Source organism: Streptomyces pluripotens, from assembly GCF_000802245.2.
Lineage (GTDB): Bacteria > Actinomycetota > Actinomycetes > Streptomycetales > Streptomycetaceae > Streptomyces > Streptomyces pluripotens.
Window position 1 is genome coordinate 3,939,368 of the sequence record NZ_CP021080.1, and the last position, 21,420, is coordinate 3,960,787.

Sequence of the window (21,420 nt, forward strand, 5' to 3'; positions counted from 1 at the left end):
CACCGAACGGAGTAGCGGAAGTCGTACGCTTGGAACCGGACAAAGTGGGGCGTTCGTCCACTTGGAGTGAGCTTCTGGGGCGTGTACGGTGCGCGTTTCGCCTCGCCCGGAGAGCCCCTCCGACCTGCGAATACCCGCTTCCGCAGGCCCCTCGCAGCACGTTCCGGTTGCTGTTGTCAAGCCCCGAGATATGCCCTGACCTGCGAAAACGCCATTCAGAAGACGCCGTATCCGTGTTACCCTGGATAGCCACGGAAGGGGTACCTGTCACATGACGTTCAAGGTTGGCGACACCGTGGTCTATCCCCATCACGGGGCCGCGCTGATCGAGGCCATCGAAACTCGCCAGATCAAAGGCGTGGACAAGACCTACTTGGTGCTGAAGGTCGCCCAGGGTGACCTGACGGTGCGTGTGCCAGCGGACAATGCGGAGTTCGTCGGCGTGCGTGATGTGGTCGGTCAGGACGGGCTCGACCGGGTCTTCGAGGTGCTGCGTGCGCCGTATGCCGAAGAGCCCACGAACTGGTCCCGTCGCTACAAGGCAAATCTGGAGAAGCTCGCCTCCGGCGATGTCATCAAGGTCGCAGAAGTCGTGCGTGACCTGTGGCGTCGTGAGCGTGAGCGCGGACTCTCCGCCGGTGAGAAGCGCATGCTAGCCAAGGCCCGCCAGATTCTGGTGAGCGAGCTGGCTCTCGCTGAGAACACGAACGAGGACAAGGCCGAGGCTCTGCTCGACGAGGTGCTCGCTTCCTGAGGCGCGGCGGCAGCGATCCCTCGCTTCCGGCACGCTCAGCTTCAGCACGCTCAGCACAGTGAAATGCCGCGGTGCCCGATGACACTCACCCTGTCGCCGGGCGCTGCGGCATGTTCGTCCCCGCAGTGCCTCGCATGTTCCCCGAGGGTCTTCACCTACGGCCCCCGATACGTGACGTGCCGGGCCCGGGCGGATGGCTCGACCAGGGTCACGGAAAGGGTCCGGTCAAGGCGTCGCGCTCGGCACTCCTCCAGGCCATACCCACCTAGGTCGAGCACACAAACCTGACAGGAACCGATGTCTGACGAACCGCGCCCTTCGCCTGCGCAGACCTCTGTCGCCGCCGTGATTCCCGCCGCCGGCCGCGGCGTACGCCTCGGCCCAGGCGCCCCCAAGGCGCTGCGCACGCTGAACGGCACGCCCATGCTCATCCACGCGGTGCACGCGCTCGCCGCGTCCCGTTACGTCTCCCTGGTGATCGTCGTGGCCCCGCCGGACGGCGCCGCCGAGGTCAAGTCCCTGCTCGATGCGCACGAACTCCCCGAGCGCACCGATTTCCTGGTCGTCCCCGGCGGGGAGTCCCGCCAGGAATCGGTCAAGCTCGGTCTCGACGCCCTGCCGCCCGAGTACGGCATCGTCCTGGTCCACGACGCTGCCCGCCCGCTCGTCCCCGTCGACACCGTGGACGGGGTCGTCGAGGCGGTACGTGACGGTGCCCTCGCCGTCGTCCCCGCACTGCCACTGGCCGACACCGTGAAGGAGGTCGAGCCCGCAGCCGTGCCCGGCGACCCCGAACCGGTCGTCGCCACGCCCGACCGCGCCCGGCTGCGCGCGGTACAGACCCCCCAGGGCTTCGACCGCGTGACCCTGGTCCGCGCCCACGAGACCGTCACCGAGAACGTCACCGACGACGCGAGCATGGTGGAGCAGCTGGGGCTGACCGTCGTCGCCGTACCCGGCCATGAGGAGGCCTTCAAGGTCACCCGCCCGCTCGACCTGGTCCTCGCCGAGGCGGTCCTGGCCCGCAGGAGGCTCACCGATGGCTTCTGAACGGTCTCCCGAGCCGCCTTTTGGGCCGGCTTCCGAGCGGCCCCTGGTGCTTCCCCGGGTCGGTATCGGCACGGACGTCCATGCCTTCGAAGAGGGGCGGGAGCTGTGGTGCGCCGGCCTGAAGTGGGAGGGGCAGGGGCCGGGCCTGGCTGGGCACTCCGACGCCGACGTCGTGGCGCACGCCGCCTGCAACGCCCTCTTCTCCGCCGCCGGTCTCGGTGATCTGGGTCGGCACTTCGGCACCGGCCGCCCTGAGTGGTCCGGCGCGTCCGGGACCACCCTGCTCACCGAGGCGGCCCGGATCGTCCGTGAGGCGGGCTTCACCATCGGCAACATCGCCGTACAGGTCGTCGGTCCCCGACCGAAGATCGGCAAGCGGCGGGACGAGGCCGAGGAGATCCTCTCCGAAGCGGCCGGCGCACCGGTCTCGGTCTCCGGCGCGACCACGGACGGCCTCGGCTTCCCGGGCCGCGACGAGGGCCTGATGGCGGTGGCGACGGCCCTGGTGGCCCGGACCGGCTGACCGTTCGGCACCGGGTCGCCGCAGTCGGGGCTCCCGGGCCCGCGGCGACCGGACTGCCGGGGCGTGGCGGTGTTCCCGGGGTGGGCGGGCCCCGGGGCGCGGCGGCGCGTTCGTGGCCTGTTCGCCGTGCGGGGGAGTGGAGAGCGTGCGGGGGCACCGGAAGAGTCACCGCCGACCGTGGTCGTGTGGAGGTATCCAGGTCGGCCGCCCGGTCCGACCGGCTCAAGTCCCTGCTCGACGGCAAGGTGTTCATCGTCGTCGGCACCGTCCTAGCCCGACGGCAGCCCGCAGATGTCCCCGGTCCGGGTGAAACGGGACGGCGACCAGATCCTCTTCTCCACCACGGTCAACCGCCGCACGAAGAAGAACCTGGACCGCGACCCGCGGGTGACGGTCGTCGTCATGAACCCGAGCAGCCCGACGCGTACGCCGAGGTCCGCGGCACCGTCGAGGTGACCACCGGGGGCGGCCCGGAACTCATCAACGAGCTGAACGAGAAGTACACGGAGAGAAGTACGTGGACTTCAACCGCGCCTCCGTGCACGACGCCCAGCGGGTGGTCGTGCGGATCACGGCCCGGAACGTCACCGGGACGAGGTGAGTCACCCGCGTTGTGGGGAAGGGGCGTCAGGCACGTCCCGGCGCCCACTACCCTGGAGTGGTGACTATTCGCCTGTACGACACCAACGCCCGGCAGATCCGTGATTTCACCCCGCTCAGGCCGGGCTGTGTCTCGATCTACCTGTGTGGCGCGACCGTGCAGGCGCCGCCGCACATCGGTCACATCCGCTCGTACCTCAACTTCGACATCATGCGTCGCTGGTTCGCGTACCGCGGTTATGACGTGACGTTCATCCGGAACGTCACGGACATCGATGACAAGATCATTGCCAAGGGCCACGAGCAGGACCGGCCGTGGTGGTCGATCGGGTACGAGAACGAGCGCGCCTTCAACGACGGCTACAACGCCCTCGGGTGCCTCCCGCCCACCTACGAGCCCCGCGCCACCGGGCACGTGCCCGAGATGGTCGAGATGATGCAGCGCCTCATCGAGCGCGGGCACGCCTACGAGGCCGAGGGCAACGTCTATTTCGACGTACGGTCCTTCCCGCAGTACCTGGAGCTGTCCCGGCAGGAGCTGGACAACCTGCTCCAGCCCTCGGGCGAGGGCGAGACCGGCAAGCGGGACCAGCGCGACTTCGCCATGTGGAAGGCGGCGAAGCCGGGCGAGCCGAGCTGGCCGACGCCTTGGGGCCCGGGTCGGCCCGGCTGGCACCTGGAGTGCTCGGCGATGGCCCACAAGTACCTCGGCAGCGCCTTCGACATCCACGGCGGCGGCGTCGACCTGATCTTCCCGCACCACGAGAACGAGATCGCCCAGGCCAAGGCGTTCGGCGACGAGTTCGCCCGCTACTGGCTGCACAACGCCTGGGTCACCCTGAGCGGCGAGAAGATGTCGAAGTCGCTCGGCAACAGCGTCCTGGTCTCCGAGATGGTCAAGCGGTGGCGGCCGATCGTGTTGCGCTACTACCTCGGTACCCCGCACTACCGCTCGATGATCGAGTACAGCGAGGCGTCGGTGCACGAGGCCGAGTCGGCGTTCGCCCGGATCGAGGGCTTCGTGCAGCGGGTCACCGAACTGGCCGGGGAGACCGTGGAGCCCGCCGCCGAGGTCCCGTCCGCCTTCGCCGCGGCGATGGACGACGACATGGGCGTGCCGCAGGCCCTCGCGGTCGTGCACACCGCCGTCCGGCACGGCAACAGCGCGCTGGCCGCCGGCGACAAGGAAGCCGCCGTGGCCCGGCTCGCGGAGGTGCGGGCCATGCTCGGCGTCCTCGGTCTCGACCCGCTCGATGCGCACTGGGCAGGCGAGGCCGACCGGAGCGAAGACCTGCACGGCGTGGTCGACGGCCTCGTGCGCCTGGTCCTGGACCAGCGCGAGTCCGCCCGCGCACGCAAGGACTGGGCCACCGCCGACGCCATCCGCGATCAGCTGGGGCAGTCGGGTCTGGTCATCGAGGACAGCCCGCAGGGTCCGCGCTGGAGCCTCGGAGCCCGTTGAGCACCCACCCTTGATCGATTGTGCCGCCCGGCCCTCCGGGCGGCACACTGCATAAGACATACGTACGAAACGCTTTTCCCGAGAGTAGAGACAGGTAACTCATGGCCGCGAACAACCGCCGCATGTCCGGCAAGAAGGGCGCGCAGGTCGGCAGCGGCGGCAAGCGGCGCCGGGGCCTGGAAGGCAAGGGGCCGACCCCGCCCGCCGAGATGCGCAAGGGCCACGCCAAACAGCGTGTCGCCGCGGCCAAGGCCCGCCGCGGGCAGGGCCGCCCGCAGCAGCGTCGGGGTGGCGGCAAGTCCGCTTCCGAGCTGGTCGTCGGCCGCAACCCGGTGGTCGAGGCGCTCCGCGAGGGCGTGCCGGCCTCGACGCTCTACGTCCAGCAGTTCATCGACAACGACGAGCGCGTCCGCGAGGCCCTGCAGCTCGCCGCCGAGCGCGGCGGCATCAACCTGATGGAGGCCCCGCGTCCCGAGTTGGACCGCATGACGGGCGGCCTGAACCACCAGGGCCTGGTCCTGCAGGTCCCACCGTACGAGTACGCGCACCCCGAGGACCTCACCGACGCGGCCTACGACGAGGGTGAGGACCCGCTGATCGTGGCGCTCGACGGCGTTACCGACCCGCGCAACCTCGGCGCGGTCGTGCGCTCGGTCTCCGCCTTCGGCGGCCACGGAGTGGTCGTGCCCGAGCGCCGTTCGGCCAGCATGACCGCGGGCGCCTGGAAGACCTCCGCCGGTACGGCCGCCCGCACCCCGGTCGCGCGCGCCACCAACCTCACCCGGACGCTGGAGGCCTACCAGAAGGCCGGCATCATGGTGGCCGGCCTGGCGGCCGACGGCGAGGTCGAACTCGGCGACCTCGAAGCCCTCGCGGGGCCGGTCGTCATCGTGGTCGGCAGCGAGGGCAAGGGCCTGTCCCGCCTGGTCGGCGAGACCTGTGACTTCCGTGTCCGGATTCCGATGCCGGGTGGCGCGGAGTCGCTGAACGCGGGCGTCGCGGCGGGGATCGTGCTGTACGAGGCGGCGCGCCGACGGGGCTGAACACCCGTGCCCGATCTCACCCGTGCGAGGCAATTCCGGCGTCCATACGGCGTGTAGGGCGGCTTTGACGCGGTCCGGACACATCCGATCGGTCCAAGCAGTGTCCTAACTCCACGTCACTCGGTTAGATGAGTGTGGACACCAGAACACCCCGCACACCCACGGGGGACCGCTCGTCGGGCTTCGACGACGCTCCCGCGCTGAGCATGGTGAAGGTGCCGAGCGATCCGGCGCAGGTCATCGTCAATCACGCCAGCTTCCGCGTGCAGCTGGGCGGATCGGCGACGCGTGGCACCCCATCTCCGCGGATCGCCCGGCACCTGAGCGCCGCCCAGGACACCGCGCGCATGCCCGCCGTGGGCACGGCGGGCCGGGCGGGTGCCGCCGGCCGCCGTCGCCCCGTCGTGTGGAGCGGCAAGTCCGCCCCCGACGACACGGGCGCCCACCGGCTCCTCCAGGCCGTGCGGGGCAACAGCGTCCGCCACGCCGACGAGGCGGAAGCCGGCGCCACCCAGGTCATCCCACGCGTCGAGACCGGCTACGCCGACACCTACGACGACCTCGACCAGACCGTCGAGACGCCAGTCGTGGGCCACCAGCGCACCGCCGCCGACGCCGACGGCACCCGCCTCCTGCCGACCATGCGCACGGTGAGCGGCGCCTACGACGAACCCGCCTACGCGGGCGACGGCGTCGAGCCGTACGACGGCTACGCGGCCCCGGGGGAGTCCGGCCCCGATGCCGCGTACGCCGCCCGGCGCCACGGTGACGACCCGGCCCGGCACGCCTACTACCCCGGCCGCCGGATGAACCTCGGCGTCGTCTTCCTCCCCCTGCGCATCTTCCTCGGCTTCATCTCCATCTACGCCGGCATGGGCAAGCTGTGCGATCCCGTCTACTTCGACGGCGGCAAGCGCGGTTCCATGGTCAAGTGGCTCAACACCCTGCACCCCTGGGACGTCGCCGAACCGTTGCGCCAGTTCGCCCTGCACCACCCGGTCGGCTCCGGCCTGGTCATCGCCTTCCTCCAGGTGATCGTGGGTGTCCTGACGATCCTGGGTTGCTGGCAGCGGGTGGCCGCGGTCCTGGGTGCCCTGCTCTCCGCCGCACTGATCGTCACCGTCAGCTGGAAGACGGTCCCCGCCTACGACGCTCCCGACATCATCTATCTCGCTGCCTGGTCCCCGCTGATCATCGCTGGCGCCCCCGTCTACTCCGTGGACGGCCGTCTCGCGGCCGGTGCCTGGCGGCGTCTCGGTCCCCGCGCCGGTATCTGGGAACTGCGTCGCTACGTCCTGCGTCGCGGTGCGCTGATCACGGCCATCACCGTCGGCCTGACGTTCCTCATCGGTTCGTTGCTGGGTGGTGCCGTCCGCGACTCGGGGCGCGTGGTCGTACCCGGTCCGGGTGAGGCCCCCCGCAACAACCTGCCCGGCTCCCCGCTTCCGCAGGAGCCCGGCAAGCGGCACCGGAAGGGCCCGGTGGTCTCCACCTCGCCCACCGGCGGCGCCACGGCTGGCGCGAGCCCCTCCGGCGCGGCGACGACGCCGGGTGCCGTCACCCGTGGCACCGGCGCCGCCACGACAACCCCCAGCCAGACCCAGGGCACTACGGGGCAGGCCCCGCCCAGCCGGACCTCCCCGACCGGCGGCGCCCCCAGCACGACGGCTGGCCCGACCAGCACGGGTGGTACCAGCAGCTCCTCGGGCGCTGGTACGCCGACGGGTACCAGCAGCTCCGGCGGCGCCTCTTCCACGGGCCAGCCGGGCCTGGTGGGCGGTCTGTTGGGCTAGCGAGCCAGGACAACGAGGACCCCGTACCACCGAAGGTACGGGGTCCGTTTGCGGTGCGTTCGGACGGCGCGCGACCGTCGGACGCGGATCCGTCAGCGTCCGAGAGCCGCCAGCTCCTTGGCCGCCTCGGTCAGATCCTTGGCCGTGTCGATGGCCCGCCAGTACGCCCCCTGCGGGATGGGGAACCCCGCGAGCTTCCGCTCCCGGGCCAGCCGGGGGAACGTCGTCCGCTCGTGGTCTCCGCGTTCCGGCAGCAGGCCGGCGAACTCGGGCGAGAACACGTACACACCGGCGTTGATCTCGAACGTGGACGGTGGGGCCTCGATGAAGTCGGTGATGTGCCCGAAGCCGTCGGTCTTCACCGCGCCCCAAGGGATGCGTGGACGCGCCAGTGCCAGAGTGGCGACGGCGTCCCGCTCGGTGTGGAAGTCGGCCATGTCCCGCAGCGAGAAGCGGGTCCAGATGTCGCCGTTGGTGGCGTACCAGGGCCGGTCGGGGTGGGGGAGGTGTGCGGCGGCGAACTTCAGGCCGCCGCCGCGGCCGAGGGGCTCGGTCTCCACGGCGGTGGTGACGGAGACGGGCAGGTCGGTCGAGTCCAGCCACTTCTGCAGGACCTCGGCGAGGTGGCCGCAGGAGACCACCACGTCCGTCACGCCCTCCTCGGCGAGCCAGGTCAGCTGGTGGCCGATGATCGGGACGCCCGTGCCGGGGATCTCGACCATGGGCTTGGGCCGGTCGTCGGTGTAAGGACGCAGCCGTGAGCCCTGGCCACCGGCCAGAACCACGGCTTGAGTGGGGCGCGACGCGGCGTTCGGATGGGTCATGAACGCACTGTACGTGGCGTCCCACCGCCGTTGGTCCGCGGCTGACCTGTTCCTTGGGGAGCTGTTACCGACCGCCGGGTCGGTAACAGCGGAGCGTGGCTCAGCTGTGCGCGGCCAGCACGCCGGAGGCGAAGGCGGTGTCGCACACCGGGCGCGCGTATGACTGGGCGCGCGAGGCACCGTAGATGCGCACCGCGGCCTTGCCGAGGGCCCGGGCGATGGAGGTGCAGTGCTCGGCCAGCGAGGGGTGCCCGTTCACGGCCTGCTGGAGATGGGTGAGAACCACACCAGGGTTCTTGTCCTGCAACTCGGCCATCAGATGGTCCCGGAGCACGTCCTGCGGGGTACGGGTGGCCGTCCTGGAGGAGACCTTCGCCGGGGAAACCTCCGCCGAGGAGACGTCCGAGGCGGCCAGCATCGAGCTGGAGGGGCTCCCGGTCCAGTTGACCCGGGTGACCGCGAGGGTCCCGGAGAGCACCAGGACGACGGGCAGGACGAGGGCGAGAGTGCGGCCGATCCGGCGGGCAGGGCCGCCCCGGTGGCCGCGTTGCGTCTGTGGGGTGGTGGAGTGCTTCACGCGAGTGAGGGTAGCGCCCAGTAATGATCGGGGGACAATGAGTCACTCTTACGGGGGATGAGAACGCGCCGCTTTGCGGGTAGTGGCTTGACGCCCAGTGCCCACAACGAACGCTTTGCCAGGGTGTCGCAGGGCAAACAAGAGGGCCCCGCGGCAGCCACATCGGGCCGCGGGGCCCCTCCACAGGACGTGTGGGACGACGTCAGTCGGACAGTCGCGCACCCGTGGACGTCGAGAACACGTGCGCCTCGCCCGGCTGCGGCACCACGTGCACGGTGGAGCCCTTCTCCGGCACGGAGCGGCTGCTGACACGGACCACGATGTCCTTGTTCTCGCCGCCGACCTCGACGGTGCCGTAGATGTAGCCGTCGGCGCCGGTCTCCTCGACCACGTTCACCGAGACGGCGAGGCCGGCTGGGCCGTCAGCCGCGTCCTTCGACAGGGACGCGGCGGCGCCGCTCTGTTCGACCACGTCGAAGTGCTCGGGGCGGACGCCGACGGTCACCGTGCTGTCACCCTTGTCGGTGGCGGCCTTCAGTGCCTCCCGGCTCACCGGCACCACGCTGTTGCCGAACTTCACACCGCCGTCGATGATCGGCACCTCGACCAGGTTCATGGCGGGGGAGCCGATGAAGCCGGCGACGAAGAGGTTGGCGGGCTTGTCGTACATGTGTCGGGGCGAGTCGACCTGCTGGAGCACGCCGTCCTTGAGCACGGCCACGCGGTCGCCCATCGTCATGGCCTCGACCTGGTCGTGGGTGACGTAGACAGTGGTGATGCCGAGGCGCCGCTGCAGGGACGCGATCTGCGTACGGGTCGAGACGCGGAGCTTGGCATCCAGGTTGGACAGCGGCTCGTCCATGAGGAAGACCTGCGGCTCACGCACGATCGCGCGGCCCATGGCGACACGCTGGCGCTGACCGCCGGAGAGGGCCTTCGGCTTGCGGTCCAGATACTCGGTGAGGTCGAGGATCTTCGCGGCTTCCTCGACCTTCTGCCGGATCTCCGCCTTGTTGACACCGGCGATCTTGAGCGCGAAGCCCATGTTGTCGGCGACCGTCATGTGAGGGTAGAGGGCGTAGTTCTGGAACACCATGGCGATGTCCCGGTCCTTGGGCGGCAGGTGCGTGACGTCGCGGTCACCGATGCGGATGGCGCCGGCGTTGACGTCCTCCAGGCCCGCGAGCATCCGCAGGGAGGTGGACTTCCCGCAGCCGGACGGGCCGACCAGGACGAGGAACTCGCCGTCCTCGATCGCGATCTCGAGAGCATCGACGGCGGGCTTCTCGGAACCCGGGTAGATCCGGGTCGCCTTGTCGAACGTGACAGTGGCCATGGTGAATGGGCCCCCTTCTACCGGCAGGAACGTGCCGGACGATCCGTTGTAGGAAGGTGGTTGGTGTAGTCCACGCGAGTGAACCGGATCGAGACGGTACCTGGCGTTCACTCGGTCTGTCATTACCCGGGCGACTGTGAACTTCATGGAAATTTTCGCCGGGGCCGCAGCAGGAGGTGGGTACACTGCACAGGCACGTATGCGGCACGCACACGTGCAGGCCTCCTTAGCTCAGCTGGTCAGAGCGCCGCTCTTGTAAAGCGAAGGTCGTCGGTTCGAATCCGACAGGGGGCTCTTGGGTTGAACAGCGCGAACGCCCCGGCCGATGATCGGTCCGGGGCGTTCGACATCCACGGGTGACATCAACGCGGGCGGTCACTCACGTTCGACACGGCGCCTGAGCAGGCGATCCATGTGGCTGATGGCCTCGCGCTGCGTGTCCGAGGCCACGTGCGTGTACACGTCCATGGTGATGCTGATCTGGCTGTGCCCCAGGATCTCCATCACGACGCGGGGCGCGACACCGGCCGCGGTGAGGAGCGTGGCGCAGCCGTGCCGGGCGTCGTGCAGACGGATGCGCCGAAGGCCGGCAGCGGCGGTGATGCGGAAGAACGACCGGTTGATGTTCTGCGGGTCGATCGGGCGACCGGTACGGGTGGTGAAGACGTAGGAGGACGGCGACAGCTCCTCTCCCTTGAGCCGCGCAGCCTCCGTCTGCCGCATCCGGTGCCAGCGGAGCGCCGCCAGGCAGATCAGGGGGAGGGGTACGGGACGCGCCCGGCCGCTCTTGGTGGTGTCCTCGTACAGCTCCCCGCCCACGCGCTGCACCTGCTTGCTGATCCGCAGCACCCGGTGTTCGAGGTCCACGTCCGACCAGCGAAGCCCGAGGATCTCGCCGCGCCGCAGGCCCATGGAGACCGCCAGGACGAAGGCGGCGTACAGCGGATCGCGGCGTGCGTGCTCCAGGAACGTCAGCGTTTCGTCCAGCGTCCACGGCGTCAGCTCGCGGCGGGGCACCTTCGGGGCCTCTACGAGCGAGGCGGCGTTCCGCGTCACCAGCTCCTCACGGCAGGCCGCGGTGAGGGCGGTCCGCAGCACGCGGTGCGCCTCCTTGGCCGTGGCCGGGGAGGCCCGGCGCGACACCTCGGCGACGAACGTCCGCACGTGTCGAGGCCCCAGCGCCTCCAGGCTCTTGGAGCCGAGCAACGGCACGAGGTAGAGGCGCACGTGCATCGCGTACTTGCTGTACGTCGTGCGCTTGCGGTTGGGCTTGATGAAGTGCTCCAGCCAGTACGGCAGCCACTCCGAGAGCTTGGCCGACTTGGTGGGCACGGGCACGCCCTGGTCCACCTTGTCGAGCAGTTCCCGGCGCTTGGCGTCACACTCAGCCCAGGTCTTGCCGTAGGCGAACTTGCGGGCGCGGGTGCCGTCCGGTTGAAGCACGTAGACCGCGCACTGGAACCGGCCGTCCTTGCGCTTGGTGATGGTCCCGGCGCCGTTGGGGTTCCGTTTGCGTTGCTGGGCCATCAGGCCGCTGCCTCCAGTTCGTTGCTGATGTACTCGCGGACAGCCCGCGCCGGGATACGGCGGCACCGGCCGATGGTGATCGAGGGAAGACGCCGGGAGCGGATGAGGTCATAGACCGTGGAGCGGCCGAGCTTGAGACGCGCCATGACGTCCGGGACCGTCAGCAGCTCGTCGTCATGCATGGGTGGGTTCTCCTTCCGTTCCGGGAGCGGGTTCGAGGGATGCGGCAAGCCAGGCTTCGGTGTCGGACAGGCCGGTGCCGGCGAAGACCCAGTGGGCGAGGACGTATGTGGTCTCGGTCTCCGGACCGTTGGGTGCAGTTGCCTGTGCTCGACGCCATTGGGCGCGGGCGTCGCGGAGGGCGCCGAGGGTGGTGGAGTAGCGGCGGGACTTGGTGGAGAAGTGGCCGCGGAAGCCGAGCATGTGGGCCCAGGCGCGCGGGCGGAGGTGTTCCAGGTCCTTGCGGGCGCCGAGGGCCCAGGCGGTTCGGATGAGGCGGCGGGCGTGGTCGCTGATGTTGAGCTGGGCGAGTTCGGCAGCGAACTTCAGGGGGCGGTCGAGGGCGCCCGTCGCGGTCTCTGCGCCCTTGGTGGCGTACTTGGCGATGTACGCGGCTACAGCCCGCTCGGACAGCTCCTGGCCGTTGTTGAAGTCGGCGGAGCGGATGGTGCGGACGTCGAGCTGGCGGCCGAAGGTGAAGGTGTGGTCGCGGCCGTCGATGGTCGGGCCGTCGACGCGGGTCTTGGCGGCGGCAGCCTCGATGGCGTCGGTGAGCAGTTCGGCAGTGGCCCAGGCTGGGGGCGGGGTGTCGCCGCCGCTGGGGCCGTCGAGGCGGATCACGGCGTGGAAGTGGACGGCGCCGCGCTTCTGGTACTCGGCGACCTTGGCGAAGGAGACGCGGGCGTGTTCACGGAAGCGGCGTTGTGACAGGCCCGCGCGCTTGGCGATCTCCCGGCGCAGGTGGATGGAGAAGCGGCGCCAGAGGAGACCGGCGTGCGCGTTCCACAGCACGGCCGCTTCGTAGTCGTACGTGTCGGGGTCGAGCGGGGTGCCAAGGGCGTGGTCGTCCTGTTCGTGGCGGGCGCCGCAGCGGCAGGGGCGGCCGTCGGTGCGGCGGTTGTGGACCGGGCCGAAGCCGGGGGCGGTGAAGGTGGCGAAGACGCGGGGGTGGGCGGCGACCTGTTCCGGTGTGCCCTTGCCGCCGCGCAGTCCGGCGGTGATGAGGTGGAAGGTGTCGCGGCGGTAGACCTCGGCGCAGGCGGGGCAGCGGGTGGTGCGGCGGTTGTTGCAGCGGACGAGTAGCTGGCCGGCCGGGAGGGTGGTCGAGTCGAGGTGCTGGAGGACGCGGCCGATCTCGCCGGTGGTGGTGTCGACGTCGTACTCGGTGCGGTGGCCGTCGAGGCGGATCGGGTTGGTGCAGCCGCCGAGTCCGGAGAGCTGGCGGAGGATACCGGGCAGGGTGCCGTGGGCGGCGAGGTTGCTGAGTTCCGGGAGCGGGGGCGGGGTGGTGCGGGTGAAGATGGCGGTCTCCTTCTGACGGGTGTTGTCGGGAGGAATGGGCCGCCGGGGCGGCGGATGCTTGGCCGTGTTGCGCCGCCCCGGAGGTCAGGGCGTGTCAGCGCCGGTTGTGCTCGCGGAGGAGTGAGCGAAGGACCACGGCGGCGATGGCCACGGAGACGGCCGTGACGGCGACAGCGGCCAGGAGCGCGGTGAGGACGACGCCACCGACGAGCACGGCCGCGACCGTCTTCTGATCGACGGAGAGGGACGGGAGGCCGCGCCGGACGGGCGCCGGGTCCGTCGGGGTGTGGGTGTGGACGGGTGGCGGGGTGGGGTTGTCCGGGTACTTGGGCTGGAGCACGGTCGCCTTCTCCTTATCTACTCGTCTAGTTATGTGAGCCGTTTACGACGCCCACGCCGGACCGCGTGCCGGACTCGATGGCGGGGGCCAGGAAGCTGTGCGAGAGCCAGAAGCCGAACAAGGCGATGAGGACGACGATCCAGGGGCGGACGCCGAGGAACTTGATCGCTCCCCAGGCGAAGAAGCCGAGGACGACGACGAGCGGCAGCGAGACGGTCACGGTTGTCCGGGTCCTTTCAGCGAACAGGGCAGCGGTGGGTGCGGGCGGCCAGTTCGGCGGCGGCGCGGCTGTCGTAGTCGGCGGAGAAGCCGCAGCGCGGAGCGGTGCAGGCGGCGGTGTGCTTCTCGCGGCCCCGGTTGTCGTAGGCGGTTCCGACCTGGACGGGGCCGATGCGGATGACGTTGCGGAAGTGCCGGTTGGCGGTCACGGGGTCTCCCTCTCAGATGTGTGTGGCGATGGCTTCGGCCATGGGGGCTGGGACGCCGAGGCGGGCGCGGAGGGTCGGGGTGTCGATGGGGGTACCGGTGCGGGCGTGATGCTCGGCGGCGACCTTGCGGGCGTGTTCGACCAGGGCGGATGGGACCGGCACGGGTGGGGTCTGTGCCGGTGCCTCGATGGTCGGTTGGGCAGGCGGTTCGGGTGCGGTTTCGGGCTCGTCCTCCTGGTCCTCGATGACCTCGGTGCCGGGGTCTGTCTCGGGCGCGGTGTGGGCGAGGAGGGTTCCGCCGAGGAAGGCGACGGCGGGCCAGCCCGCGACGAGGGTGCGCAGCCAGGCCGGGACATTGCTGAGGTCGAGGAGGCCGGCGGTGGCGACGTTGGCGCCGAGGGATGCGGTGAGCGCGGTGACGAACCAGCACCAGGCCGCCGCTTTGGTCGTACCGGAGCGCAGTCGACGCCAGGCAGCGACCAACAGCAGATCGACGGAGACGGGGTAGGCCCAGGCTTTCCACCCATCCTGTCCGGCTGCCATGGCGAGGTCGTGGAGGTGGGCGAAGGACAGCGCGGCGGCGATGAGAGCTTGGACGAGTACCGCGTCGACGCGGGCCAGGCGGGCGCGCATGATGCGGCTCCTTCCGGAGTCGGGCGGGGAAGGTCAGTCGATGACCGGGTGGGGCAGGACGACAGGTGCCGCGGACTCGACCGGGCGCACGGGCACGTCCGGCCGGAAGGGCTTCAGCACGGCCAGGTCGGGCACCATGTGCGCCGATTCCTGGCAGGTCTCGGCGGCGTCGCCGAGGGAGAGGTACGGCGTGCGGATGCGGGACCAGCCGCCGGAGGTGTCGCCTGCCACGGCCAGGCCGGGGCGTTCGGGTGCGATGGAGCAAGCCGCATGCACCGCTTCGGGTGCGATGTCGCCGAGCGCCATCTTGGCGGAGGCTTCATCGTTGACGCGGTGGCACACGCGGCCGGTGAGCTGGGCGCGGAGCATGGTGGCGCCCTTGCCGAGTTCGGCACCGAAGCGCTGTCCGCAGACTTCCAGGTAGATGCCGGCGGCGCGGCCGAGCTGGGCGAGCCGGATGAGCTGGGTGACCATCTCGTCCCGGCGTTCCTCGTCCTTCTTGGTGGCCACGAGGAACAGCTCTGCCACCTCGTCCACGAACAGCACGACGGGCACCGGGCGTTCGTCCTCGGGCAGTCCCCAGATGTCGGAGGTGATCTCCTCGTCCGGGGTGTCCGGGGCTATGCCCTGCCGGGCCCTGATCAGGTCGTATCGGTCCTCCATCTCCTTGACCAGCGTGGGCAGCAGCTCGGCCGCCTGGTCCGGGTCCGTGGCGAGCGCCGAAAGCCGGGGTGCGAAGGGAGCCAGTTCGACGCCGCGCTTGCAGTCGATGCCGACCAGGGCGACCGGCTGTCGGGCGAGTCCGGCGATCAGGTGGCGCAGGTACATGGACTTGCCGGAAAGGGTTGCGCCGAGGGTGAGTTGGTGCGGGATGGTGCGGTAGTCGCGTATGAACGGCGTCGCGTCCTCTCGCAGTGCGACCGGCACCGTGAGGAAGCCGCCCGCGGCCTTGCGCGGCATACGCACCCGCCGTAAGACGTCGTAGCCCACGAGCCTCAGCTCGACGACCCCCGGCTTGACGGTGGTGACGTACGCGGAATGAACGCCCCAGGCGTGCCGCAGCCGCTCGGCGGACGCGGCGATGTCGGCGGGTTCCTGGCCGGGTGCCAGGCGGAGGCGAAGCTTCAACCCGGTCAGAGTGGGTCGGATGATGCCCCGGCGCGGCGGTACGGGCCGCACCTCGCGCTGCGTCATGGCCTTCATGGCGAGGACGCGCAGTCGGGAGGGCGCCACGGTCAGGCCGCACGCTTCCATGACCGAGCCGTACGAGCTGAGCAGCCGGACCGTGGACACCGGGAGGCCGATCGTGGACCAGTACGCCGCCGGGTGCTTGGCCCGGGCGTAGGCGGCCCCGCCGCCGAGTACGGCGACAGGACCACCCACTTCGAGAAGCGTCGTCAGGTCGGACATCAGGCAGCGACCCCGGTGGCGGCCGGGAAGGCGGCAGGGGTGACGGCGGCGGCGCGGTAGGCGATGCCGTGGCGCTGCTGGCCGTTGAAGACGGACTCCCACGGCCGGGCGATGAGGCCGGGCAGCGAGACCGGCGCCCCGAGAGTCAGCCCCTCGGAGATGCCGCCTTCCGGAACGGTGACCTTGATGAGCGACGACTCGCCGTCCTCGATGTAGACGACGCCGATGGTCATCAGCGCCTCGCCGCTGTTGGCGTCCTTGGCGATCTCGCCGGTCTGCCGGTCGCGGACCTTCGGCTCAGGGGCCTCGGTGAGGAGGATCGTCGCGGCCGAGGTCTCCACGCGGATGGTGCGCAAGGCACACTCCTATCTACTCGTCTATACAAGATGGGTCCTGCGAGTCCCTTGGTCGGGATCGCGGGATCACCTTGCCACACAACTCGCCCACTCGTCTATACGAGTTGGCGTGTTGGGGTGTACGAGTTCGGAGAAGCGCCCTACGCCCCATGTCAGACCTACCCGCCAGAATCCACCCATGCTGATAGCGACCAACGGCCGTGGCTACGAGCTGAAGCGCCCCACGAAGCCGGCAGTAGGAACCATGCTCGCCAACCTGAGACGCGGCAACGAGTACTTGATCCTTGAGCGCCGCGACGAGGAACGGGAGGGCGACTGGTACATCCAGGTCTGGTTCCGCGACAACAACACCTACCAGCTGGAATACCGCGACGGTGTCCCTGCGGAGCACCACCAGACCCGAACGGTGTCCCAGGAGAAGGTCTTGCAGGCTCTCCTCGGCTGGATGCTCGACAAGCCCGACTGGCGAGAGAGCTTCATGTGGACCAACATCGGCCACATGTCCGCGCCCGCCGCCGACGGCGAGGACGAGCCGACCGCTTAGAGCCGTGCCGTCGCCCATCTGATCACGTGGCCGGGAGCTGGTACGACAGCACGTACGCGTCCGCCGCCATCACCGTGTCGCAGACCTCGACCGCCCGTCCCTCCGTGTCGAAGGCGGTCCGGATGAGGTGGATGACCGGCACGCCGGCCGCCAGCCGAAGCGTCTTCACCTCGGCCGGGGAGGGCATCCGTGCGCGGATCTCCTCCTCGAAGTGGTCGAGGTGGTGGCCGAGTTCTTCGAGGCGGGCGTAGATGCCGCCGGGGCCGGGGTTGGGTTCGGCGATGGGGGTTCCTCGGGCGATGTCGAGCGGGAGGTAGGAGGTGGCGAACTCGACCGGCTTCCCGTCGAGCAGGTAGCGGCGCCGACGCGCGAGAACCCGCCGGACGGACCCGAGCCGGGTGGAGATGTCCTGGCCGGCCTTCTCCTCCTTGACCTCCAGGCTGTCCACCTGGGGGTGACTGCCGGCCGCGTCGGCTTCCACGATGAACGCGGACTTGCCCTGCTCCCGGTGTCGCCGGGCGAAGCGGTCCGAGGCCAGCCGTCGCACAGGCGGTCGTGGTCGTACGAAGACCCCTCGGCCGTGCTCGGCGTGCACCAGGCCCTCGCCCTGGAGGATGGAGAAGGCGTTGCGGACCGTCATCCGGGACACGCCGAAGTGCTCGACAAGGTCGGCTTCGGAGGGCAGCTTCTCGCCCTCACGGAATCGCCCACGGTCGATGGCCTCGCGCAGCTGGTCGGCGATCTGCCGGAAGACCGCACGATCGCTCGTGGGGTCGAGATCACCGAGCAGGCCCGAAGAGAGAGGGCTCACGAGTACTCCTTTAGGTATCTAGACGAGTGGGCGAGTGGTGTTGCTACGGTGGAGAGCCTAGCCAGCCGAGAGGGCCGAGGAACGTGAGCACAGAACGCCCGCACTCCGTGAGCGTCGCCGGGGTCGTCGTGGACGACCAAGGCCGGGCCCTCCTGATCCAGCGCCGGGACAACGGCCACTGGGAACCGCCGGGCGGTGTCCTCGAAAAGGAGGAGACCATCCCGGAAGCCCTCCAGCGCGAAGTCCTCGAAGAGACCGGCATCAAGATCGCACTTCCGGCGACCCTGACCGGCGTCTACAAGAACATGAAGGGCTTGATCGTCTCTCTGGTCTTCCGCTGTGAGGCCGCGGACGGCACGCCCACCACTGGTGACGAGACCCGCGCGCTGCGCTGGGCCACTCGTGAAGAGGTCACCGAGCTCGCCGACGAGGCGTACGCGATCCGCGTTCTTGACGCACTCGACGCGGCGTCCCCGCCGGCCGTTCGCGCCCACGACGGCGTGAAACTCGTCTAGCCCGAACCCGCTGCACATGGCGGCCTACCAGCACGAAGGAACTTGTATGCACGAGTATACGAGTACAGCCCGGGTCTGGGGGCTGAGTTGCCCAGGATTCCCGGAAGAAGTGAGCCGAGCCCGCCGCTGGACCCGTGACATCCTGCGCGGATCACCCTTGGCGGACGACGCCGCCCTCATCGTGAGCGAGCTGAGCACCAACGCGATCCGCCACACGGCGAGCGGCTTGGAGTCCGGCGTCTTTCACTTGGCCGTCGCGGTCTCGGCTCAGGTCATCGCGGTCTCGGTCACGGACGACGGCGGCACGGGCACGGCCCCGAAGATCGAGCACCAGGACCACGACGCGGAACACGGCCGGGGCCTGGACATGGTCAGCACCATCGCTCACCGAGTGGTCGTCCACAGCAGCGACCAGGGCTACACGGTCACCGCGGAGCTGTACGCGGACCATCGACTGGGAGGACGCTCGTGCTGAAACGAGGCTTCTGGTGTGAGTGCTGGACCGAGGACCTGGCCGAGCAGCAGCGGCCGGCACTACTGGCATCGTTCGACGCCTACTCGGCACCGCAGGCCGACCGTTGGGTATCGGTCGCCCTCCGGACGATCTCCCCTGCCCTGGACTCAGATGCTTCGGACGAAGCGTGGGAGTGGCTGTACGAGGGCCGCATCGAGACCCGACGAGCTCTGTTGCGGGTGGAACCGTGCACGGTGTCAGTGACCCACGCCAACACCCGGATCACGTGGACGATCCGACCAGCGCTCTTCCTTCCTCTCGCCCACCGCCAGGGCGCCGAACTTCCGGCGTGCGCGAACGAGTTCAAGCCCCGCTCGACAGAGTGAGTTACAACTTTCTCTACGGGTTCAAGCCCCGGCGTCGCTCCGCTCCGCCGGGCGCGCTCCCGGCTCCGCTGCGGGCGCCGCTCCTGCCTCCGGCCCGCTCCGCCCGCGCTGCGCCGACGCGCGCCCACGTGTGGGTAGGGCCGAAGGCCATGAGCCGATCACCGCATAGTGCGGTCTGCGGTCAAGGCAATGCCTCCGGCGGGGGATCGGCCGGCACCGGGATGGAGGGGGCGCCCTTCCCGACTGCGGGTCCGTAGTGGCGTGCGTGTGGAGCTCTCATCCCGTCCACCGCCGACCCAGGCAGAGCCGAGCAGACGCGGCCCCACGGTGTGTGGGTCGACGGCGGACGGGATGAGAGCGGGGCGAGTGGTGGGCGAGGAGGTCGTGATCTCACCTCCATTGCCTGACTGACCTGCGCAGGAGGGTACTTGACTGCACATCACACCCTCGACTGTCAGTGGCGCACGCTACGCTTATAAAAATCGCCCCTCACCTGAGGGAGCGTTCTTACAACCCCACGGGAGGGGTGTGTGAGCGCGAACGCCTGGGCCAGACCCGATGAACGCGGTGGCCATGAAGTTGAGCTCGCGGAGCTGGGCCTGAAGTACGAGTACTTCGAGCGCCTCATCAGCGAAGGAGAAGAAGCCCGGGCCGGCGCCACGGAGGACGACGCCAACAACGCTGCGGGCACATTGGACTACTTCGCCCGAGTGCGTACGCTGCGCTACCTGCTCCGCACTGAGGAGCATTGGAAGCGGTATGACCCCAAGCAGTCTCCGCTCAGCGTCAACCCCGACAAGACGATGGCCATCGGTGTCTTGCTGGGCGATGCTCGTACCGGCCTGCCCGGGAACCCGCAGCCGCGGAGTCACAGGCCGGCGGGCGTGGCGAAGGAGTCGCTGGTGGCCCGCAACCAGGATCTTGATCCCGGCCTCTTCCCGTTGCCCCCGCAGGATGATGCCGAAGCGGAACTTACCGACGGCGAGTATGCGCGTTTGACTACGTGGTACTTGTTGACCTACCGGTACGCGGCGAGGAAGCAGGGCTTCATCGAGGTGCGGAGCGAGCTGTCCCTCCCCAGTAGGGTGGGCGTCCAGGGCAAGATCGACAGCTGGGACCGGAGGATCCTCCTCCCCGCCATTCGATTCAAAAAGATGTTCGATTACCCTGACGGTGACACCGGCTTCGACGTTCCCGTTGAAGAGTGGTGAGATAGGGGCAATCCGGTCATATGTGAGGGTGGCGGTAGTAGATGGTTTCTTCCTCGCGTATCGCCATCGCTCGCAAGCGAAGGGGGCTCACCCTCGCGGATCTCAGCGAGCGTGTGGGGGTGAGCCTCCAAAGCCTGTCCAACTACGAGACGGGACGCACAGATCCGACGCGGGAGACGCTCGCGAAGATCTCAGCTGCACTGGATTTTCCAGAGTCATTTTTCCGGAAACCTGACGTCGAGATCTTGCCTCCAGATGCTGTGTCATTCCGTGCTCGAAGTAAGCTAGCTGCGGCCCCGAGAGATGCCGCATTGGCTGCTAGCACCCTGGCATTGGAGCTTAATGAGTGGATCGAAGTTCGCTACAAGCTTCCGGCTGCCCAACTTCCGACTCTGGGGCGTCTAGATCCAGAGGGGGCGGCAAATGTCTTGCGCACGCGTTGGGGTCTCGATGATACTCCGATCTCCAACATGGTTCACTTGGTCGAATCGCGCGGAGTTCGCGTTTTCTCCCTGCCGCCAGAGTTCGCCGATGTCGACGCATTTTCGTTCTGGCGAAATGGCACGCCGTTTATCTTTCTGAGCACACTGAAGAGTCCGGAGCGCGGGCGATTTGATGTGGCTCACGAGCTGGGCCATCTCGTGCTGCACGGAGAGGAGCGGAGTCTACAGGGGCCGCCGGCAGAAAAGGAAGCAAATGCTTTCGCCAGCGCTTTCCTTATGCCTGAAGCAAGCGTGAGAAGCTGCATCCCCAAATCCCCACTCCCGTCGCAGATTGTCAGCGCGAAGAAGATTTGGAAGGTCGCAGCAATGGCGCTCACTTACAGGCTGCATGATCTCGATATGCTATCCGATTGGCATTATCGCAAAGCCTGTATCGAGTTGAGCAAGCAGGGATATCGGTCGTCTGAGCCCCGCGGGATGCCGACTCGTGAGAAGTCCCAGTTGCTGGAGAAGGTTTTTAACTTGGCGCAGGGAAAGGGAATATCAACGCGCCAGGTGGCGGACGAGCTAAACGTCAGCACTCAGGAACTTAGTAGCTGGATCTTCGGACTGGTGGTTACCGTTCGGGCGGGATCAGGGCGACCCGTGCCCCCAGCGTCTGCTGCTAGGCCCCGTCTGTCCGTCGTCAGGTGAGCGGGCCCCAGCTGAGAGTACCCCGTGAGGCGCGGCTGTATGAGCCGAGCCGGGACGAGAGATACCTGTCAAGGTCCCGCCCGGCCGCTTGACACCAAGAGCTGTGAACCGCGACGGCTCCGGCTGGACACCAGTCAACAGACTCCCGGTCCGGATGGGTGGATCGGGAGTCTCCTGCATGCGTTA

General features: G+C 69.0%; 25 protein-coding genes, 1 tRNA gene and 1 pseudogene. 14 read left to right on the top strand and 13 right to left on the bottom strand.

Translation table 11 applies throughout. The features are described from left to right. The first annotated feature begins 271 nt into the window (after positions 1-271). From LK06_RS17860 to LK06_RS17895, 7 genes and pseudogenes are all read left to right on the top strand, one after another. The gene (locus LK06_RS17860) at positions 272-754 is read left to right on the top strand and encodes a CarD family transcriptional regulator (RefSeq protein WP_003953493.1); all 483 of its coding nucleotides are present in this window, start codon (positions 272-274) and stop codon (positions 752-754) included. Between the two features lie 297 nt (positions 755-1,051). Next, the gene (ispD, locus tag LK06_RS17870) at positions 1,052-1,804 is read left to right on the top strand and encodes a 2-C-methyl-D-erythritol 4-phosphate cytidylyltransferase (protein ID WP_039654740.1); all 753 of its coding nucleotides are present in this window, start codon (positions 1,052-1,054) and stop codon (positions 1,802-1,804) included. Further along, positions 1,794-2,327, top strand: coding sequence for a 2-C-methyl-D-erythritol 2,4-cyclodiphosphate synthase (gene ispF, locus LK06_RS17875; protein ID WP_052270089.1), 534 nt, complete (start codon positions 1,794-1,796; stop codon positions 2,325-2,327). Before ispD ends, ispF begins: the two co-directional genes overlap by 11 nt. Before the next feature lie 185 nt (positions 2,328-2,512). Further along, positions 2,513-2,928: pseudogene (locus LK06_RS17880) on the top strand (PPOX class F420-dependent oxidoreductase). A gap of 60 nt (positions 2,929-2,988) precedes the next feature. Further along, entirely contained in the window at positions 2,989-4,389 is a 1,401-nt protein-coding gene (cysS, locus tag LK06_RS17885) for a cysteine--tRNA ligase (RefSeq protein WP_039654742.1), read from the top strand. A gap of 101 nt (positions 4,390-4,490) precedes the next feature. Then, a complete protein-coding gene (rlmB, locus tag LK06_RS17890; RefSeq protein ID WP_039654743.1) occupies positions 4,491-5,432 on the top strand; it encodes a 23S rRNA (guanosine(2251)-2'-O)-methyltransferase RlmB in 942 nt (313 codons plus the stop codon). Between the two features lie 128 nt (positions 5,433-5,560). Then, positions 5,561-7,225 carry a DoxX family protein gene (locus LK06_RS17895; protein WP_174673890.1) on the top strand — a complete coding sequence of 555 codons (1,665 nt, stop codon included), beginning with the start codon at positions 5,561-5,563 and terminating at the stop codon, positions 7,223-7,225. A 92-nt stretch (positions 7,226-7,317) separates the two neighbouring features. On the opposite strand, the gene LK06_RS17900 is transcribed toward LK06_RS17895, so the two are convergent. The 3 genes from LK06_RS17900 to LK06_RS17910 all read right to left on the bottom strand — a co-directional run bounded on the left by LK06_RS17900 (position 7,318) and on the right by LK06_RS17910 (position 9,962). Further along, complete coding sequence (locus tag LK06_RS17900) at positions 7,318-8,049, bottom strand: nucleotidyltransferase family protein (RefSeq protein ID WP_039654744.1); 732 nt, start codon at positions 8,047-8,049, stop codon at positions 7,318-7,320. A gap of 100 nt (positions 8,050-8,149) precedes the next feature. Further along, positions 8,150-8,626: a hypothetical protein gene (locus LK06_RS17905; RefSeq protein ID WP_039654745.1), complete on the bottom strand. Its 477-nt coding sequence runs from the start codon at positions 8,624-8,626 to the stop codon at positions 8,150-8,152. A gap of 202 nt (positions 8,627-8,828) precedes the next feature. After that, positions 8,829-9,962 carry an ABC transporter ATP-binding protein gene (locus LK06_RS17910; protein WP_043405016.1) on the bottom strand — a complete coding sequence of 378 codons (1,134 nt, stop codon included), beginning with the start codon at positions 9,960-9,962 and terminating at the stop codon, positions 8,829-8,831. A 220-nt stretch (positions 9,963-10,182) separates the two neighbouring features. Between LK06_RS17910 and LK06_RS17915 the strand changes: the two genes are divergently transcribed. After that, positions 10,183-10,256: transfer RNA gene (locus LK06_RS17915), tRNA-Thr, on the top strand. Between the two features lie 81 nt (positions 10,257-10,337). Here the strand turns inward: LK06_RS17915 and LK06_RS17920 are convergent. The 9 genes from LK06_RS17920 to LK06_RS17960 form a co-directional block, all read right to left on the bottom strand. Then, on the bottom strand, positions 10,338-11,489 hold the full coding sequence (locus LK06_RS17920) for a tyrosine-type recombinase/integrase (protein WP_043433930.1): 1,152 nt from the start codon (positions 11,487-11,489) through the stop codon (positions 10,338-10,340). Continuing rightward, positions 11,489-11,671 carry a helix-turn-helix domain-containing protein gene (locus tag LK06_RS17925; protein ID WP_043433928.1) on the bottom strand — a complete coding sequence of 61 codons (183 nt, stop codon included), beginning with the start codon at positions 11,669-11,671 and terminating at the stop codon, positions 11,489-11,491. The genes LK06_RS17920 and LK06_RS17925 overlap by 1 nt, the downstream gene beginning before the upstream one ends. Then, positions 11,664-12,947, bottom strand: coding sequence for a replication initiator (locus LK06_RS17930; protein ID WP_043433925.1), 1,284 nt, complete (start codon positions 12,945-12,947; stop codon positions 11,664-11,666). Before LK06_RS17930 ends, LK06_RS17925 begins: the two co-directional genes overlap by 8 nt. Positions 12,948-13,104: 157 nt before the next feature. Continuing rightward, positions 13,105-13,350, bottom strand: coding sequence for a hypothetical protein (locus LK06_RS17935; protein ID WP_039654750.1), 246 nt, complete (start codon positions 13,348-13,350; stop codon positions 13,105-13,107). Between the two features lie 25 nt (positions 13,351-13,375). Continuing rightward, entirely contained in the window at positions 13,376-13,570 is a 195-nt protein-coding gene (locus tag LK06_RS17940) for a hypothetical protein (RefSeq protein ID WP_043433922.1), read from the bottom strand. 16 nt (positions 13,571-13,586) lie between these two features. Next, on the bottom strand, positions 13,587-13,778 hold the full coding sequence (locus LK06_RS17945; RefSeq protein WP_039654752.1) for a mobile element transfer protein: 192 nt from the start codon (positions 13,776-13,778) through the stop codon (positions 13,587-13,589). A gap of 12 nt (positions 13,779-13,790) precedes the next feature. Further along, on the bottom strand, positions 13,791-14,411 hold the full coding sequence (locus LK06_RS17950) for a DUF2637 domain-containing protein (RefSeq protein ID WP_043433919.1): 621 nt from the start codon (positions 14,409-14,411) through the stop codon (positions 13,791-13,793). Between the two features lie 33 nt (positions 14,412-14,444). Next, positions 14,445-15,821 carry an FtsK/SpoIIIE domain-containing protein gene (locus tag LK06_RS17955; RefSeq protein WP_039654754.1) on the bottom strand — a complete coding sequence of 459 codons (1,377 nt, stop codon included), beginning with the start codon at positions 15,819-15,821 and terminating at the stop codon, positions 14,445-14,447. Then, entirely contained in the window at positions 15,821-16,177 is a 357-nt protein-coding gene (locus tag LK06_RS17960) for an SCO3933 family regulatory protein (protein ID WP_043433916.1), read from the bottom strand. Before LK06_RS17960 ends, LK06_RS17955 begins: the two co-directional genes overlap by 1 nt. Before the next feature lie 178 nt (positions 16,178-16,355). On the opposite strand from LK06_RS17960, the gene LK06_RS17965 reads away from it, so the two are divergent. Next, on the top strand, positions 16,356-16,721 hold the full coding sequence (locus tag LK06_RS17965; protein WP_234367440.1) for a hypothetical protein: 366 nt from the start codon (positions 16,356-16,358) through the stop codon (positions 16,719-16,721). Positions 16,722-16,743: 22 nt separating this feature from the next. Here LK06_RS17965 and LK06_RS17970 read toward each other — a convergent pair whose 3' ends face one another. Next, positions 16,744-17,532, bottom strand: a complete 789-nt coding sequence (locus LK06_RS17970) for a GntR family transcriptional regulator (protein WP_039654755.1) — start codon at positions 17,530-17,532, stop codon at positions 16,744-16,746. Between the two features lie 107 nt (positions 17,533-17,639). Between LK06_RS17970 and LK06_RS17975 the strand changes: the two genes are divergently transcribed. The 5 genes from LK06_RS17975 (at position 17,640) to LK06_RS17995 (ending at position 21,234) form a co-directional block, all read left to right on the top strand. Continuing rightward, positions 17,640-18,047 (top strand): NUDIX hydrolase, encoded by a 408-nt coding sequence (locus LK06_RS17975; protein ID WP_039654756.1) that lies wholly within the window; start codon positions 17,640-17,642, stop codon positions 18,045-18,047. 46 nt (positions 18,048-18,093) lie between these two features. Next, entirely contained in the window at positions 18,094-18,522 is a 429-nt protein-coding gene (locus LK06_RS17980; RefSeq protein WP_039654757.1) for an ATP-binding protein, read from the top strand. Then, positions 18,516-18,887, top strand: a complete 372-nt coding sequence (locus LK06_RS17985) for a hypothetical protein (RefSeq protein WP_043433912.1) — start codon at positions 18,516-18,518, stop codon at positions 18,885-18,887. The genes LK06_RS17980 and LK06_RS17985 overlap by 7 nt, the downstream gene beginning before the upstream one ends. A gap of 530 nt (positions 18,888-19,417) precedes the next feature. Then, on the top strand, positions 19,418-20,098 hold the full coding sequence (locus LK06_RS17990; protein WP_043433910.1) for a hypothetical protein: 681 nt from the start codon (positions 19,418-19,420) through the stop codon (positions 20,096-20,098). Positions 20,099-20,139: 41 nt separating this feature from the next. Continuing rightward, positions 20,140-21,234, top strand: coding sequence for an XRE family transcriptional regulator (locus LK06_RS17995; protein WP_043433909.1), 1,095 nt, complete (start codon positions 20,140-20,142; stop codon positions 21,232-21,234). Positions 21,235-21,420 lie beyond the last annotated feature (186 nt).

Coding starts and splice junctions, on each gene's coding strand:
- LK06_RS17860 (WP_003953493.1), top strand. CDS start 272: ATGACGTTCAAGGTTGGCGACACCGTGGTCTATCCCCATCACGGGGCC.
- ispD (WP_039654740.1), top strand. CDS start 1,052: ATGTCTGACGAACCGCGCCCTTCGCCTGCGCAGACCTCTGTCGCCGCC.
- ispF (WP_052270089.1), top strand. CDS start 1,794: ATGGCTTCTGAACGGTCTCCCGAGCCGCCTTTTGGGCCGGCTTCCGAG.
- rlmB (WP_039654743.1), top strand. CDS start 4,491: ATGGCCGCGAACAACCGCCGCATGTCCGGCAAGAAGGGCGCGCAGGTC.
- LK06_RS17895 (WP_174673890.1), top strand. CDS start 5,561: ATGAGTGTGGACACCAGAACACCCCGCACACCCACGGGGGACCGCTCG.
- LK06_RS17900 (WP_039654744.1), bottom strand. CDS start 8,049: ATGACCCATCCGAACGCCGCGTCGCGCCCCACTCAAGCCGTGGTTCTG.
- LK06_RS17910 (WP_043405016.1), bottom strand. CDS start 9,962: ATGGCCACTGTCACGTTCGACAAGGCGACCCGGATCTACCCGGGTTCC.
- LK06_RS17920 (WP_043433930.1), bottom strand. CDS start 11,489: ATGGCCCAGCAACGCAAACGGAACCCCAACGGCGCCGGGACCATCACC.
- LK06_RS17925 (WP_043433928.1), bottom strand. CDS start 11,671: ATGCATGACGACGAGCTGCTGACGGTCCCGGACGTCATGGCGCGTCTC.
- LK06_RS17950 (WP_043433919.1), bottom strand. CDS start 14,411: ATGCGCGCCCGCCTGGCCCGCGTCGACGCGGTACTCGTCCAAGCTCTC.
- LK06_RS17955 (WP_039654754.1), bottom strand. CDS start 15,821: ATGTCCGACCTGACGACGCTTCTCGAAGTGGGTGGTCCTGTCGCCGTA.
- LK06_RS17965 (WP_234367440.1), top strand. CDS start 16,356: ATGCTGATAGCGACCAACGGCCGTGGCTACGAGCTGAAGCGCCCCACG.
- LK06_RS17980 (WP_039654757.1), top strand. CDS start 18,094: ATGCACGAGTATACGAGTACAGCCCGGGTCTGGGGGCTGAGTTGCCCA.
- LK06_RS17995 (WP_043433909.1), top strand. CDS start 20,140: ATGGTTTCTTCCTCGCGTATCGCCATCGCTCGCAAGCGAAGGGGGCTC.